The organism is Streptomyces bungoensis, assembly GCF_001514215.1.
GTDB lineage: Bacteria > Actinomycetota > Actinomycetes > Streptomycetales > Streptomycetaceae > Streptomyces > Streptomyces bungoensis.
On record NZ_KQ948874.1, the window covers coordinates 58,855 to 71,934 of the forward strand.

The 13,080-nt window shown below is 73.9% G+C and carries 10 protein-coding genes and 3 pseudogenes; 4 read left to right on the forward strand and 9 right to left on the reverse strand.

Annotated features, from left to right (window positions below; all coding sequences use genetic code 11):
* Window positions 1–17: 17 nt before the first annotated feature.
* The 4 genes and pseudogenes from pcaDC to AQJ66_RS32765 form a co-directional block, all read right to left on the reverse strand.
* Complete coding sequence (gene pcaDC, locus AQJ66_RS32755; protein ID WP_061929216.1) at window positions 18–1,145, reverse strand: bifunctional 3-oxoadipate enol-lactonase/4-carboxymuconolactone decarboxylase PcaDC; 1,128 nt, start codon at window positions 1,143–1,145, stop codon at window positions 18–20.
* Window positions 1,142–2,023 (reverse strand): annotated as a pseudogene (locus AQJ66_RS32760) (lyase family protein); the annotation flags it as partial. The gene pcaDC and the pseudogene AQJ66_RS32760, both read right to left, overlap by 4 nt.
* A gap of 3 nt (window positions 2,024–2,026) precedes the next feature.
* A pseudogene (locus AQJ66_RS37960) lies at window positions 2,027–2,269 on the reverse strand (CoA-transferase); the annotation flags it as partial.
* Window positions 2,263–3,073, reverse strand: a pseudogene (locus tag AQJ66_RS32765) (DUF3048 N-terminal domain-containing protein); the annotation flags it as partial. The pseudogenes AQJ66_RS37960 and AQJ66_RS32765, both read right to left, overlap by 7 nt.
* Before the next feature lie 107 nt (window positions 3,074–3,180).
* Between AQJ66_RS32765 and AQJ66_RS32770 the strand changes: the two are divergent.
* Window positions 3,181–4,371: a zinc-dependent alcohol dehydrogenase gene (locus AQJ66_RS32770; RefSeq protein ID WP_061929220.1), complete on the forward strand. Its 1,191-nt coding sequence runs from the start codon at window positions 3,181–3,183 to the stop codon at window positions 4,369–4,371.
* A gap of 13 nt (window positions 4,372–4,384) precedes the next feature.
* Here the strand turns inward: AQJ66_RS32770 and AQJ66_RS32775 are convergent, their stop codons facing one another.
* Window positions 4,385–5,452 carry an ATP-dependent DNA ligase gene (locus tag AQJ66_RS32775; RefSeq protein WP_061929222.1) on the reverse strand — a complete coding sequence of 356 codons (1,068 nt, stop codon included), beginning with the start codon at window positions 5,450–5,452 and terminating at the stop codon, window positions 4,385–4,387.
* A gap of 73 nt (window positions 5,453–5,525) precedes the next feature.
* Between AQJ66_RS32775 and ligD the strand changes: the two genes are divergently transcribed.
* Both ligD and AQJ66_RS32785 read left to right on the forward strand, forming a co-directional pair.
* Window positions 5,526–6,545, forward strand: a complete 1,020-nt coding sequence (gene ligD / locus AQJ66_RS32780; protein WP_208611501.1) for a non-homologous end-joining DNA ligase — start codon at window positions 5,526–5,528, stop codon at window positions 6,543–6,545.
* A 64-nt stretch (window positions 6,546–6,609) separates the two neighbouring features.
* Window positions 6,610–7,668: a LacI family DNA-binding transcriptional regulator gene (locus tag AQJ66_RS32785; protein WP_061929224.1), complete on the forward strand. Its 1,059-nt coding sequence runs from the start codon at window positions 6,610–6,612 to the stop codon at window positions 7,666–7,668.
* Between the two features lie 35 nt (window positions 7,669–7,703).
* On the opposite strand, the gene AQJ66_RS32790 is transcribed toward AQJ66_RS32785, so the two are convergent.
* Window positions 7,704–8,507: a VOC family protein gene (locus tag AQJ66_RS32790; RefSeq protein ID WP_061929226.1), complete on the reverse strand. Its 804-nt coding sequence runs from the start codon at window positions 8,505–8,507 to the stop codon at window positions 7,704–7,706.
* A gap of 284 nt (window positions 8,508–8,791) precedes the next feature.
* On the opposite strand from AQJ66_RS32790, the gene AQJ66_RS32795 reads away from it, so the two are divergent.
* Window positions 8,792–9,037, forward strand: coding sequence for a WhiB family transcriptional regulator (locus AQJ66_RS32795; RefSeq protein WP_061929228.1), 246 nt, complete (start codon window positions 8,792–8,794; stop codon window positions 9,035–9,037).
* Between the two features lie 4 nt (window positions 9,038–9,041).
* On the opposite strand, the gene AQJ66_RS32800 is transcribed toward AQJ66_RS32795, so the two are convergent.
* The 3 genes from AQJ66_RS32800 to AQJ66_RS32810 form a co-directional block, all read right to left on the reverse strand.
* Window positions 9,042–10,016 carry an acyl-ACP desaturase gene (locus tag AQJ66_RS32800; protein WP_061929230.1) on the reverse strand — a complete coding sequence of 325 codons (975 nt, stop codon included), beginning with the start codon at window positions 10,014–10,016 and terminating at the stop codon, window positions 9,042–9,044.
* Window positions 10,017–10,253: 237 nt separating this feature from the next.
* Window positions 10,254–11,030 (reverse strand): dimethylargininase, encoded by a 777-nt coding sequence (gene ddaH, locus AQJ66_RS32805; protein ID WP_061929310.1) that lies wholly within the window; start codon window positions 11,028–11,030, stop codon window positions 10,254–10,256.
* Between the two features lie 125 nt (window positions 11,031–11,155).
* The gene (locus AQJ66_RS32810) at window positions 11,156–12,781 is read right to left on the reverse strand and encodes an ABC-F family ATP-binding cassette domain-containing protein (RefSeq protein ID WP_061929232.1); all 1,626 of its coding nucleotides are present in this window, start codon (window positions 12,779–12,781) and stop codon (window positions 11,156–11,158) included.
* Window positions 12,782–13,080: the final 299 nt, after the last annotated feature.

Genomic DNA, 13,080 nt, shown 5'->3' on the forward strand with positions numbered 1-13,080 from the left:
CCTCCCTCGACTCCCTCCTACGGAGCCTCCTCCGCGAGGACCCGCTGGGCCGTCGCGAACGCCGAGTTGGCCGCCGGCGCCCCGCAGTACACCGCGGTCTGCAGCAGCACCGCCCCGATCTCCTCCGGCGTCAGCCCGTTGCGGCGGGCCGCCCGGACGTGCAGGGCCGGCTCGTCGAGGTGACCGTGCGCGACCAGCGCGGTCAGCGTGATCATGCTGCGCTCGCGGCGCGAGAGCGTCGGGTCGGTCCAGATCTCCCCCCAGGCGTAGCGGGAGACGAAGTCCTGGAACCGCGCGGTGAACGGGGTCTGCCGGGCCTGCGCCCGGTCCACGTGCGCGTCGCCCAGCACCTCCCGGCGCACCGCCGTGCCGCTCGCCGGAATCCCGTCGAGCCGGCTGCGCAGGGCGGTCAGGACGGCCCGCGGGCACTGGGCGGGCGCCAGGTGCGAGGCGCCGGGCAGCTCCACCAGCAGGGCGTCGCGCACCGCGTCCGCGATCTCCCGCAGATGCGCGGGCGGCGTCGCCGGATCCCGCCGGCCGGCCACGAGCAGGGTCGGCACGGTGATGCCGGCGAGCCGGTCACGCAGGTCGAAGGCGGCCAGCGCGTCGCAGCAGGCCGCGTACGCCTCCGGATCGGCCTCCCGGTGGTCCCGTACGAGCCGCGGCACGGTGAAGCCGGGGGTGAACCAGCGGGCGTCGGCGTTGTCCGCCAGCCACTCCAGGCCCTCCCGGCGCACCCGTTCGGCACGCTCCCGCCACGGCTCGCCGCCGCCGAAGTGGGCGGAGGAGCAGATCACCGCCAGCGAGGTCAGCCGCTCGGGGTGGTGCACGGCCAGGTGCAGGCCGACCGCGCCGCCCAGGGACACCCCGGCGTAGGCGAACCGCTCGACGCCGAGGGCGTCGGCGAGGCGGAGCACCAGCCCGGCGAGGTCGCCGACGGTGGCCCCCGGCCCGATCAGGTCCGCCGCCGAACCGCCGTGCCCCGGCAGGTCCCAGCGGATCACCCGGTGGCCGGCCGACAGCTCGGGAGCGACCGCGTCCCACAGCGCGTACGAGGTCCCGAGCGAGGGGCCCAGCAGCAGCGGCGGAGCGCAAGCCGGGCCTTCTTCCAGGTGGTTGAGGAGTTTCGCGGTCGAGCCGGTCAAGGTCGCTCCAGGGCGCGGTCGGTGAGGGGTCCGGCGAAGCCGGTGTACCGGGTGAGGTCGGTCAGGCCGTCCAGGTCGACTCCCACCAACTCCGTTTGCTCTCGCAGCAGTTCCCGCAGCGGGCGGTCCTCGTCGCGGGCGCGGCGGGCCAGTTCGGTCAGCAGTTCCTTCGCGCGGGCGCGGCCGAGGAGGCGGGCCAGCTCGGCGGAGAGCCGTTCGGAGACGATCAGCCCCCGTGTCCGGCCGCGGTTCGCGGCCATCGCCCCGGGGTGCACGCGCAGCCCCTCGGCCAGTGCGGCGGCCCGCTCGGCCGCCCCGCCCACCAGCCGGAGCAGGTCGCGCAGCGGCTCCCACTCGGCGTGCCAGGCGCCGGCCGGCCGCTCGTCCTCGGCGGCGAGGCAGCCGTACAGCGTGGCCGCGAGCTGCGGGGCGCGCCGGGCGGCGGCCGCGAGGAGGGCGGCCGCGACCGGGTTCGCCTTGTGCGGCATGGCCGACGAGCCCCCGCCGCTGCCCTCGCTCACCTCGCCGATCTCGGTGCGCGACAACGTCAGCACGTCCACCGCGAGCTTCCCCAGCGTGCCCGTCGCGAACGCCAGGCAGCCCGCCAGGTCGGCGACGGGGGTGCGCAGCGTGTGCCAGGGCAACGACGGGGCGGCCAGCCCCACTTCACGGGCGTACACCGCCGTCAGCGCGCCCGCGTCCTCGGCGCCGTACACCCCGAAGGCCGCCAGGGTCCCGCCGGCGCCGCCGAGTTGGGCCGGCAGCGAGTCCCGGACCCGGGTGAGGCGGTCGCGGGCGTCCAGCACCAGCGCGCGCCAGCCGGCCGCCTTCAGCCCGAACGTCGTCGGTACGGCGTGCTGGGTGAGCGTCCGCCCGGGCTACCGCCACGGCAGCCCGCCCTCGGCGACCTGCGTGCCGACCCCCGCCGGGGTGTAGAAGGCCGGGATGCCGGCGCCGCCCGCGCGCAGCCGCTCGGCCAGCGTGCCCTGCGGGATCAGCTCCAGCTCCAGTTCGCCGCCCAGGTACTGGCGGGCGAACTCCTTGTTGCCGCCGATGTAGGAGCCGGTCACGCGGGCGATCCGCCCGGCCGCCAGCAGTACCGCGAGGCCGGAGTCCATAGGACCACCGTCGCCGGGGCCACCCGCCCGCCGCCGGACGTCACCGTGGGCGTGCCGTCCATCGCGACGAGCCAGCCGTGCCGCCGCGCCGACCAGGTGAAGGCGAAACGCGCCGCCGGGTAGCGCACCGTGCGCGCGGACGCGGGACTTCCGCCGGACGGCGCCGGGCCGTAGCGGAAGCCGGTGGTCAGCGCGGGGCGGCCGGGGCGGAGGGCAGCAGCCGTGGTGGGCGCAGGTACAGGTGTTGTGCGGGGCGGGCCGGTCCCCGGCGCGGTAGTAGGCGCGGGCCGCCTCGTCGGGTGACTCCGCGTGCAGCGGCGCCCGGTCGATCAGCGGGAGCAGTTTGCGCTGGGCGCCCGAGAAGGCCAGCGTCGGTTCGTGGAACTGGCGCAGCAGTTCCAGGTCGGACTCCCTGGCGCTGCGCACCGGTCCCACGGTCCGCGGCAGCTTCGTGGCGTACAGCGCCATCAGCCGGCTCAGGCCGCCCTCGACCTGCTCGGCGTAGACCACGTCCGCCGCGTCCAGGCCGGTCTGCGGGCGGGCGGCGGACACGTTGTCGATCTTCACGGCCAGTACGGAGCCGGCCGGCGCCGCCGAGGAGGCCGGGGGCGCCGCGGTCCGGGCCGGGGTCCGGCCGCCGCCACCGGGCGGGCCGTGCCGGGTGCAGCCCGCCGTCAGGGCCGCGGCCGTCGTGGCGGCCAGCAGCGCCGCCGTCAGCGCGGTGCGCCGCGCCCGCGCCCCGTGTCTCGTACCCACCGCGACCACCCCCGTTTTCTCCGATTGTGCGCTCGTATGCCCGTCGCGGGCCATGGGCGCGAGCCGAGATTGGCGTACGGACCTTCGGGTACCCGGGCGCCACCGCAAACCGGACGCGCCAGGGCGAACCGGCGCGCACGCGACCAAGGGAGCGCGACCCCATGAAGGCAGTGACCTGGCAGGGCAAGCGGGACGTGCGGGTGGAGGACGTGCCCGACCCGCGCATCGAGGAGCCCACCGACGCGATCATCCGCATCACGTCCAGCGGACTGTGCGGTTCGGACCTGCACCTGTACGAAGTGCTCACCCCGTTCATGACACCGGGCGACATCCTCGGCCACGAGCCGATGGGCATCGTCGAGGAGGTCGGCCCCGGCGTGCCCGACCTCGCGGTGGGCGACCGCGTGGTGGTGCCGTTCCAGATCGCCTGCGGCAACTGCTGGATGTGCCTGACCGGACTGCCCACCCAGTGCGAGACCACGCAGGTCACCGGAGAGCACATGGGCGCCGCCCTGTTCGGCTACACCCGGCTGTACGGCGCCGTACCCGGGGCCCAGGCAGAGTACCTGCGGGTCCCGCAGGCGCAGTTCGGGCCGATGAAGGTGCCCCAGGGGCCGCCGGACGACCGCTTCGTCTACCTCTCCGACGTCCTGCCCACCGCCTGGCAGGCCTTCGAGTACGCCTCCGTGCCGCCCGGCGGCACCCTCGCCGTCCTCGGCCTCGGCCCGATCGGCGACATGGCCTGCCGCATCGCCCTGGCCCGCGGCGCCGAGCGGGTGTTCGGCGTCGACCTGGTGCCCGAGCGGCTGGCCCGGGCGGCCGGACGCGGCGTGCAGACGTTCGACCTCAGGGCCTTCGACAACGAGAAGGAACTCATCACCGCGATCCGCGACGAGACCGGCGGCCGGGGCCCCGACGCCGTGATCGACGCCGTCGGCACCGAGGCCCACGGCAGCGCCGCGGCCAAGCTCGCCCAGCAGGCCACCGCGCTCATGCCCCGCAAGCTCGGCGCCCCGCTCGCGGAGCGCTTCAGCGTCGACCGGCTCAGCGCCCTGCACACGGCCATCGAGCTGGTCCGGCGGGGCGGCACCATCTCGCTGAGCGGCGTGTACGGCGGCATGGCCGACCCGATGCCGATGCTCACCCTGTTCGACAAGCAGATCCAGCTGCGGATGGGACAGGCCAACGTCCGCCGCTGGAGCGACGAGATCATGCCGTACCTCACCGAGGACGACCCGCTGGGCGTCGACGACTTCGCCACCCACCACGTGCCGCTCAGCGAGGCGCCGCACGCCTACGAGATGTTCCAGCGCAAGCAGGAAGGCGCCGTCAAGGTCCTGATGCGGCCGTGAGCGCGGCCGCCGGTCACGCACCGCCCAGGATCTCCGCGAGGTCGTAGCGCACCGGCTCCTCCAACTGGGCGTAGGTGCAGCTCTCCGCGGTGCGGTCCGGGCGCCAGCGGCGGAAGCGCGCCGTGTGCCGGAAGCGGGCGCCGTTCTCCATGTGGTCGTAGGCCACCTCGGCGACCCGCTCCGGCCGGAGCGGCACCCAGGACAGGTCCTTCTTGCCCGACCAGCGGCTCGGCGCCCCCGGCAGCCGGGCCGTCTCATGGGCCGCCACGTCCGACCAGGCCGCCCAGGGGTGGGCGCTCGCGTCGTCCATGCGCAGCGGCTCCAGCTCCTCCACCAGCTCCGCTCGCCTCTTCATGGCGAAGGCGGCCGACACTCCCACGTGCTGCAGGACACCCCGGTCGTCGTACAGGCCCAGCAGCAGCGAGCCCACCACCGGCCCGCTCTTGTGGAACCGGTAGCCGGCGACCACCACGTCCGCCGTGCGCTCGTGCTTGATCTTGAACATGACCCGCTCGTCCTGCCGGTAGCGCAGGTCGAGCGGCTTGGCGACGACCCCGTCCAGCCCGGCCCCCTCGTACTGCTCGAACCACTCCCGCGCCACCTCGACGTCGGTCGTCGCCGGCGCCACGTGCACGGGCGCGCCCGCCCCGGCGAGCGCCCGCTCCAGCAGCGCCCGCCGGTCGGTCAGCGGCACGTCCAGCAGGGAGTGGTCGTCCAGTGCCAGCAGGTCGAAGGCGACGAACGAGGCCGGGGTCCGCTCGGCCAGCGTGCGCACCCGGGAGTCAGCCGGATGGATCCGCTCGGTCAGCGCGTCGAAGTCCAGCCGCCCCTCCCGCGCGATCACGATCTCCCCGTCCAGCACGCACCGATCCGGCACCCGCTCCTTCAGCGCCTCCACCAGCTCGGGAAAGTACCTGGTCAGCGGCTTGCCGGTGCGGCTGCCCAGCTCGACCTCGGCGCCGTCGCGGAACACGAGGGCCCGGAACCCGTCCCACTTCGCCTCGTAGTGCATGCCCGGCGGGATCCGCGCCACCGGCTTGGCGAGCATCGGCTTCACGGGCGGCATCACGGGCAGGTCCATGAACCGATTCTGCGCGCGGTCGCCCGCCGCCGCCCGGTGTGCGCGCCGCGCCGGACGCGCCTACCGTGGCCGCATGGGTGACGCGGTGGAACTGCAGGTGGGCGGCCGGACCGTACGGCTGTCCAGCCCCGGCAAGGTGTTCTTCCCCGAGCGCGGTTTCACCAAGCTCGACCTCGCCCGGTACTACGCCGCCGTCGGCCCCGGCATCCTGCGCGCCCTGCGCGACCGGCCCACCACCCTGGAGCGCTACCCGGACGGCGTAGGCGGCGAGTGGTTCTACCAGAAGCGCGCCCCCAAGGGCATGCCGGACTGGATCCCGACCGCCCACATCACCTTCCCCAGCGGCCGCAGCGCCGACGAGATGTGCCCCACCGAGGAGGCCGCCGTGGTGTGGGCCGCCCAGTACGGCACGCTCACCTTCCACCCCTGGCCGGTGCGCCGCACCCGGGTCGACCACCCCGACGAACTGCGCATCGACCTCGACCCGCAGCCCGGCACCGACTACGCCGACGCCGTTCGCGCCGCCCACGAACTGCGCTCCGTGCTGGAGGAGTTCGGCGGCCTGCGCGGCTGGCCCAAGACCTCCGGCGGCCGGGGCCTGCACGTCTTCGTGCCCATCGAACCGAGCTACACCTTCACCCAGGTGCGCCGTGCCGCGATCGCCGTCGGCCGGGAGATGGAACGCCGGATGCCGGACCGGGTCACCATCAAGTGGTGGAAGGAGGAGCGCGGCGAGCGCATCTTCCTGGACTACAACCAGACCGCCCGCGACCGCACCATCGCCTCCGCCTACTCCGTGCGCCCCCGCCCGCACGCCCCCGTCTCGGCGCCGCTGCGCTGGGAGGAGGCCGACGCCGCCCACCCCCGCGACTTCGACCTCGCCACCATGCCGGCCCGGTTCGCCGAACTCGGCGACGTGCACGCCGACATGGACGACCACGCCTTCTCCCTGGACGCCCTGCTGGAGCTGGCCCGCCGCGACGAGCACGACCACGGCCTGGGCGACCTGCCGTACCCGCCGGAGTACCCGAAGATGCCGGGGGAGCCGACCCGGGTCCAGCCGAGCCGGGCCCGGCGCGACCGGACGCCCTGACGGCCTCTCCGGTTCACCCCTCCGCGGCTATCCTGATCGCCACCCGCCGAGGAGGAGCCGCGAAGTGACCGAGGCAGCGTCGCGTCCCACGCTGGAGGCCGTGGCCGCGCTGGCCGGGGTGTCCCGGGCCACCGTGTCGCGGGTCGTCAACGGCTCGGAGGGGGTCAGGGAGCCGCTGGCCGCCCGCGTCCGGCAGGCGGTCGAGGAACTCGGGTACGTACCCAACCAGGCGGCGCGCTCCCTGGTGACCAGGCGGCACGACGCCGTCGCCGTGGTCATCGCCGAACCCGAGGCCCGCGTCTTCGCCGACCCCTTCTTCGCCCTGCAGCTGCGCGGCATCAGCAAGGAGCTGACGGCCCACGACAACCAGCTCGTGCTGCTGCTGACCGAGGGCCGCGCCGACCACGCCCGCGTGGCCCGCTACCTCGCCGGCGGGCACGTCGACGGCGCGCTCGTCTTCTCCCTGCACCTCGACGACCCGCTGCCCGGCCTGATCCGGAACGCGGGCCTGCCCACCGTGTTCGGCGGCCGGCCCGACTTCCGCGACGGCGGCCCGGCCCCGGTGTACGTCGACAGCGACAACCGGGGCGGCGCCCGCGCGGCCGTGCGCCATCTGAAGGACCTCGGCCGGACCCGGATCGCGCACATCACCGGTGCGCTGGACCAGACGTCGGCGGTCGACCGCCTCGACGGCTACCGGGACGTGGTGGGCGGGGCCGACGCCCGCCTCGTCGTGGAGAGCGACTTCACCCCGGGCGGCGGCGAACGCGCGATGCGGGAACTCCTCGACCGCTGCCCGGACGTGGACGCGGTGTTCGCCGCCAACGACCTGACCGCGCTCGGCGCGCTGCGCGTGCTGCGCGAACGGGGCCGGCGCGTGCCCGACGACGTGGCCGTCATCGGCTTCGACGACGTGCTGCCCGTCGCCGAGCAGTGCGACCCGCCGCTGACCACGGTCCGCCAGGACATCGAGGAGATGGGCCGCCTGATGGCCCGGCTCCTGCTGCGCGGCCACCCTGACACGGACCCGGCCGGCGACCCGGCGGACCCGGCGGATCCGGCTGCCCCGGTGCCGCCCGGCGTGGTCCTGCCGACCACCCTGATACGGCGGGCCTCCGCCTAGACACGCCCCCGCGGGCGGTACACGGAGCCCACCGCTCAGTCCTCCGCCCGCCCCTGCGACGGCTCGCTCCGGATCACCGCGAACCGGGCGCCGTACGGATCGGCCAGTCTGGCCATGCGGCCGACACCCGGCACGCTCGTCGCCGGCCCGCGCACCGTGCCGCCCAGCCGCCGCGCCTGCTCGACCACGGCGTCGGTGTCCTCCACCTCGAAGTACGGAAGCCAGTACGGGCCCGCCTGCGCCTCCACCGGATCGTCCGCCAGCGGGACCACGCCGCCGAACATCGCGTCCTCCCCGGCACCCTCGGGGTTGAGGCACGTGTACGTACCGCCGGGAAAGGGCACGCCCGAGGTCTCCAGGCCGAGGACCCGGTGGTAGAACGCGGCGGCCGCCGCGATGTCCGGCGTGTACAGCTCGGCCCAGCACAGCGCGCCGGGCTCGCTCGCCACGTCCACGCCCTTGGTCCGCCCCGGCTGCCAGACCCCGAACACCACGCCCGCCTGGTCGGCGAGGACCGCCATGTGCCCCTCGCCCATCACGTCCATGGGCCGCACCAGCACGCGGCCGTGCGCCTGCTCGGCCGCCTCGGCGGTGGCCTGCGCGTCGTCGCTGCGGAAGTACACCGTCCAGGCCGGCGGCCCCTGCTCCGGGCCGCTCCGCATGCCGCCGGCGACCGTTCTGCCGTCGCGCTGGAAGAAGCCGTAACCGCCGGCGTCCGGTCCCGCCGAGACGAACTGCCAGCCGAAGAGACCACCGTAGAAGGAGAGCGCCCCGTCGAGATCGGGGGTGGCGACGTCGAGCCAGTTCGGAGCGCCGTTGACGAAACGGGTGGTGAGCATCTTCGCCCTCCTTGGCAGGCCCTCCGCGAAACGGGGGCCCGGGAGACGGGTCCTGTCCTGTGCACTGCCGAGTCTGGCACCGCCCACCGACATTTCCCGGCGGACCCGCGCGCCGCCGTGCGCCGGACGTGTCCTGCGGAGCACCATCGGGGGACCGGACCGGACCGGACCGGACCGGACCGGACCGGACCGGCCGGGGCGGGTCAACGCGCGGCCCGCGTCCCCGGCGTGCCGTTGACCCGGCGTTGATCGAACGTTTTTCGCCGCGCGGCACGATCCTGGCCATGCACATCGAAACGATCAGCCCGGCCGACACCGACTGGCAGGCGCAGGCCCTGTGCGCGCAGACCGGGGCCGACTTCTTCTTCCCCGAGCCCGGCAGCTCGGTGCGTGAGGCGAAGCGCATCTGCGGCCTGTGCGAGATGCGCTCCGCGTGCCTCGACTACGCGCTCGCGAACGACGAGCGCTTCGGCGTCTGGGGCGGACTGTCCGAAAAGGAACGCCTGGCCCTGCGGCGGACCTCCCGCTGAGGCCTCAGCCGGCCGCCCGCGCCGCCATCCGCGCCTTGCGCGCGGCGAGCCGCTCGTCGAACCGGAGAGCCTCCGCGTCCAGGCCGCCGAGGAACAGGCCGAGCTCCTCCTGGGCCTGGCGCCCCTCCGGGCCGAGCCCGTCGATCTCCATGATCTTCAGGAAGCGCAGCACGGGCTGCAGGACGTCGTCGTGGTGGATGCGCAGGTTGTAGACCTCGCCGATCGCCATCTGCGCGGCGGCCCGCTCGAAGCCGGGGATGCCGTGCCCGGGCATGCGGAAGTTGACCACGACGTCCCGGACCGCCTGCATGGTCAGGTCGGGGGCGAGCTCGAAGGCGGACTTCAGCAGGTTGCGGTAGAAGACCATGTGCAGGTTCTCGTCGGTCGCGATCCGCGCCAGCATCCGGTCGCAGACCGGGTCGCCGGACTGGTGGCCGGTGTTGCGGTGCGAGATCCGGGTCGCCAGCTCCTGGAAGGCCACGTAGGCGATCGAGTGCAGCATCGAGTGCCGGTTGTCGGACTCGAAGCCCTCGCTCATGTGGGACATACGGAAACGTTCCAGCTCGTCCGGGTCCACGGCGCGCGAGGCCAGCAGGTAGTCGCGCATCACGATGCCGTGCCGGCCCTCCTCGGCGGTCCAGCGGTGCACCCAGGTGCCCCAGGCGCCGTCGCGGCCGAACAGCGAGGCGATCTCGTGGTGGTAGCTGGGCAGGTTGTCCTCGGTCAGCAGGTTGACGACGAGGGCGACGCGGCCGATGTCCGTCACCTTGGACTGGTCCTTGGCCCAGGCCTCGCCGTCCTCGAACAGGCCGGGGAAGTTCCGGCCGTCGCTCCAGGGCACGTACTCGTGCGGCATCCAGTCCTTGGCGACCTGCAGATGCCGGTTCAGTTCCTTCTCGACCACTTCCTCCAGCGCGTACAGCAGCCGGGCGTCGGTCCAGACGGACGGGCTGTCGAGATGCGGGGAGGTGATCGTCATAAGAACTCCAGGGGACGCCGTGCTGAGCGGGTGGAAGGGGACGGTCCGGCGAGCGGTGCCGGAAAACCTACGTGATCGTAGGCTACGAATCCGTAGGTTACGTAGCCGTAGGTTAAGCCCGCTGTAAAGAGTGCTGATCAGCCAATCCCCGTCGGCCGTTCACGGATCACCCGGACGGCGACGGACGGTCCCGGGACCCGCAGGTCCCGGGGCTGCCGGGCCGAAGGGATCGACCGATCAGGCGTACAGCTCCCGCAGGCGCACCGAGAGGCAGGTCACACAGCCTTCCAGCTTCTCGAACTCGCCGATGTCCACCGTGACCACCTCGTGGCCGAGATCCGTCAGCAGCTCCGCCGTCTGCGGGGCGCTCGCCGCCATGAGCAGCTTGTGGGCGCCGAGCAGCACCACGTGCGCGCCGGACTCCTCGGGCACCGACAGGAACCCCGGGAACAGCGACGGCCGGTCCACCTTCGGGATGTGGCCGACGACCGTGCCGTCCGGCAGCGCGGTGACCGCCGACTTCAGGTGCAGCACCTTGCTCACCGGTACGGCCACCACGCGCGCGCCCAGCGGCTCGAACGCGGCCCGCAGCTGCTGCACGCCGGCCGCGTTGGTCCGACCGCCCCGGCCGACGTACACGGTCTCGCCGACCTTCAGCACGTCGCCGCCGTCCAGCGTGCCCGGTTCCCATATCCAGTTCACCGAGCAGCCGAGCCGGGCGACCGCCTCCTCGACCCCGGCGGTCTCCTCGCGCCGGGACTCGGCGCCGGGCCGGGTGATCAGGGCGACGTTCCTGTACATGACGACGGTGTCCTCGACGAACACCGAGTCCGGGCAGTCGTCGGCCGGTTCGACCTCGATCGTCTCCCAGCCGTGCGTGCGCAGCGCCTCGACGTACGCCTCCCACTGCTCGACGGCGCGATCCACGTCGACCTTCTCCCGCTCGATGTGCGTCACCAGGCCTTCGGCGAGGCGCGGGCTGGGGCGGCGGACGAGGGCCTTCTTGCTGGGCACGAGGGGCCTTTCCTGGTCGGCGGTGGGGTCCGGCGCCGTGCGGCGGCGCCGGTCCGCCATCATGCAGGGCGCCGTGGCCGGGGCAAAACCCCTGTGGCCGGGCTGTGGCCCTCCCGAGACGCCCGCTAGTCCAGGACGCCCACCTCCTCCGGCGAGGTCTCCCGCACCTGCCCGTCCTCCATGAGCAGCCAGCGGGTGATGCCGATGGACCCCAGGAACGGCAGGTCGTGGGCGGCCACCAGCAGGGCGCCCTGGTAGGACTCCAGGGCCGAGGTGAGCTGCCGCACGCTCGCCATGTCCAGGTTGTTGGTCGGCTCGTCGAGCAGGAGCAGCTGGGGCGCGGGCTCGGCGAGCATCAGCGCGGCCAGGGCCGCCCGGAAGCGCTCACCGCCGGAGAGCGTCCCCGCCTTCTGGTCGGCGCGTGCGCCCCGGAACAGGAAGCGGGCCAGCCGCGCCCGGATCCGGTTGTTCGTGGCACCCGGCGCGAACCGGGCCACGTTCTCGGCGACCGTCAGCCCCTCGTCCAGCACGTCCAGGCGCTGCGGCAGGAAACGCAGCGGCACATGCGCGCGTGCCTCGCCGGCGACCGGCGCCAGCTCCCCGGCGACGGTCCGCAGCAGGGTCGTCTTGCCGGCGCCGTTGCGCCCGACGAGCGCGATCCGCTCCGGTCCGCGCAGGTCGAGGATCCCCGGCACGCGCGCCCCGTAAGCCGTCTCCAGGTTCTCCAGCGTCAGCACCTGACGGCCCGGCGGCACGGCGGTGTACGGCATGTCGACGCGGATCTCGTCGTCGTCCCGCACGGCCAGGGCCGCCTCGTCCAGCCGCTCCCGGGCCTCGGCGAGCCGCTCCTCGTGCAGGACGCGGTGCTTGCCCGCCGACTCCTGGGCGGCCCGTTTGCGCGCGCCCACCAGGATCCTCGGCAGGCTCCCGGATTCGCCGAGCTTCTGCCCGTACTGCTTGCGGCGGGCCAGCTTCACCTGGGCGTCGGCCAGTTCCCGCTTCTGCTTGCGCACGTCCGCCTCGGCGACGCGCACCATCCGCTCGGCGGCCTCCTGTTCGACGGCGAGGGCCTCCTCGTAGGCGGAGAAGTTGCCGCCGTACCAGGTGACCTGCCCGGAGCGCAGGTCCGCGATCTGGTCGACCAGGTCCAGGAGTTCACGGTCGTGGCTGACCACGACGAGGACGCCCGGCCAGGCCGCCACGGCGGCGTGCAGCCGGCGCCGCGCGTACAGGTCCAGGTTGTTGGTGGGCTCGTCCAGCAGCAGGACGTCCGGGCGGCGCAGCAGCAGGGCGGCCAGGCGCAGCAGCACCGACTCGCCGCCGGAGAGCTCGCCGACGGTGCGGTCGAGGCCGATGCGGCCGAGACCGAGCTCGCCGAGGGTGACGAGGGCGCGCTCCTCGACGTCCCAGTCGTCGCCCACCGTCTCGAAGTGCTCCTCGGAGACGTCGCCCGCCTCGATGGCGTGCAGGGCGGCCCGCCGGGCGGCGATGCCGAGGGCCTCGTCGACGCGGAGGGCGGTGTCGAGCGTGACGTTCTGCGGCAGCAGGCCGATCTCGCCGGTGGCCCGGACGGTGCCGCCGGCCGGGGCGAGTTCGCCGGCGAGCAGCTTCAGCAGGGTCGACTTGCCCGACCCGTTGACGCCGGTGAGTCCGGTCCTGCCGGGGCCGAAGGCGATGTCGAGGCCGTCGAACACCGGGGTGCCGTCGGGCCAGGCGAAGGAGAGGGAGGTACAGGTGAGGAAGGTTGACATGAGGGCCTCACGGTTCGTGGAAGCGGTCCGGACGGGCGTGTCGAGACACCGCGAGGCGGAAACCGAAAGGCCTGGGCAGGAAGAGGGCCCGGAGAAGAGGGCCTGTGCCGGAGGACGGCTCGGACGCCGAGGTCGTACGCCACGCACACCTCACCGGTGTGAGCGCGGTGTCTCAGAACCTCAGACGAGCAACGTCCTTCTCCATTCGACGGCAACAGAGCCGTCGACAACGGTAGGAGGGGGTGGAGGGGCTGTCAACGCGTTAACCGGGCGGCGCCGCCGCCCGCGCGCGGGCAGGG

What these genes read in the sequence shown, in the direction of transcription:
- AQJ66_RS32770 (WP_061929220.1), top strand. Translation starts at nt 3,181, where the DNA reads ATGAAGGCAGTGACCTGGCAGGGCAAGCGGGACGTGCGGGTGGAGGAC.
- AQJ66_RS32775 (WP_061929222.1), bottom strand. Translation starts at nt 5,452, where the DNA reads ATGGACCTGCCCGTGATGCCGCCCGTGAAGCCGATGCTCGCCAAGCCG.
- ligD (WP_208611501.1), top strand. Translation starts at nt 5,526, where the DNA reads ATGGGTGACGCGGTGGAACTGCAGGTGGGCGGCCGGACCGTACGGCTG.
- AQJ66_RS32790 (WP_061929226.1), bottom strand. Translation starts at nt 8,507, where the DNA reads ATGCTCACCACCCGTTTCGTCAACGGCGCTCCGAACTGGCTCGACGTC.
- AQJ66_RS32795 (WP_061929228.1), top strand. Translation starts at nt 8,792, where the DNA reads ATGCACATCGAAACGATCAGCCCGGCCGACACCGACTGGCAGGCGCAG.
- AQJ66_RS32800 (WP_061929230.1), bottom strand. Translation starts at nt 10,016, where the DNA reads ATGACGATCACCTCCCCGCATCTCGACAGCCCGTCCGTCTGGACCGAC.
- AQJ66_RS32810 (WP_061929232.1), bottom strand. Translation starts at nt 12,781, where the DNA reads ATGTCAACCTTCCTCACCTGTACCTCCCTCTCCTTCGCCTGGCCCGAC.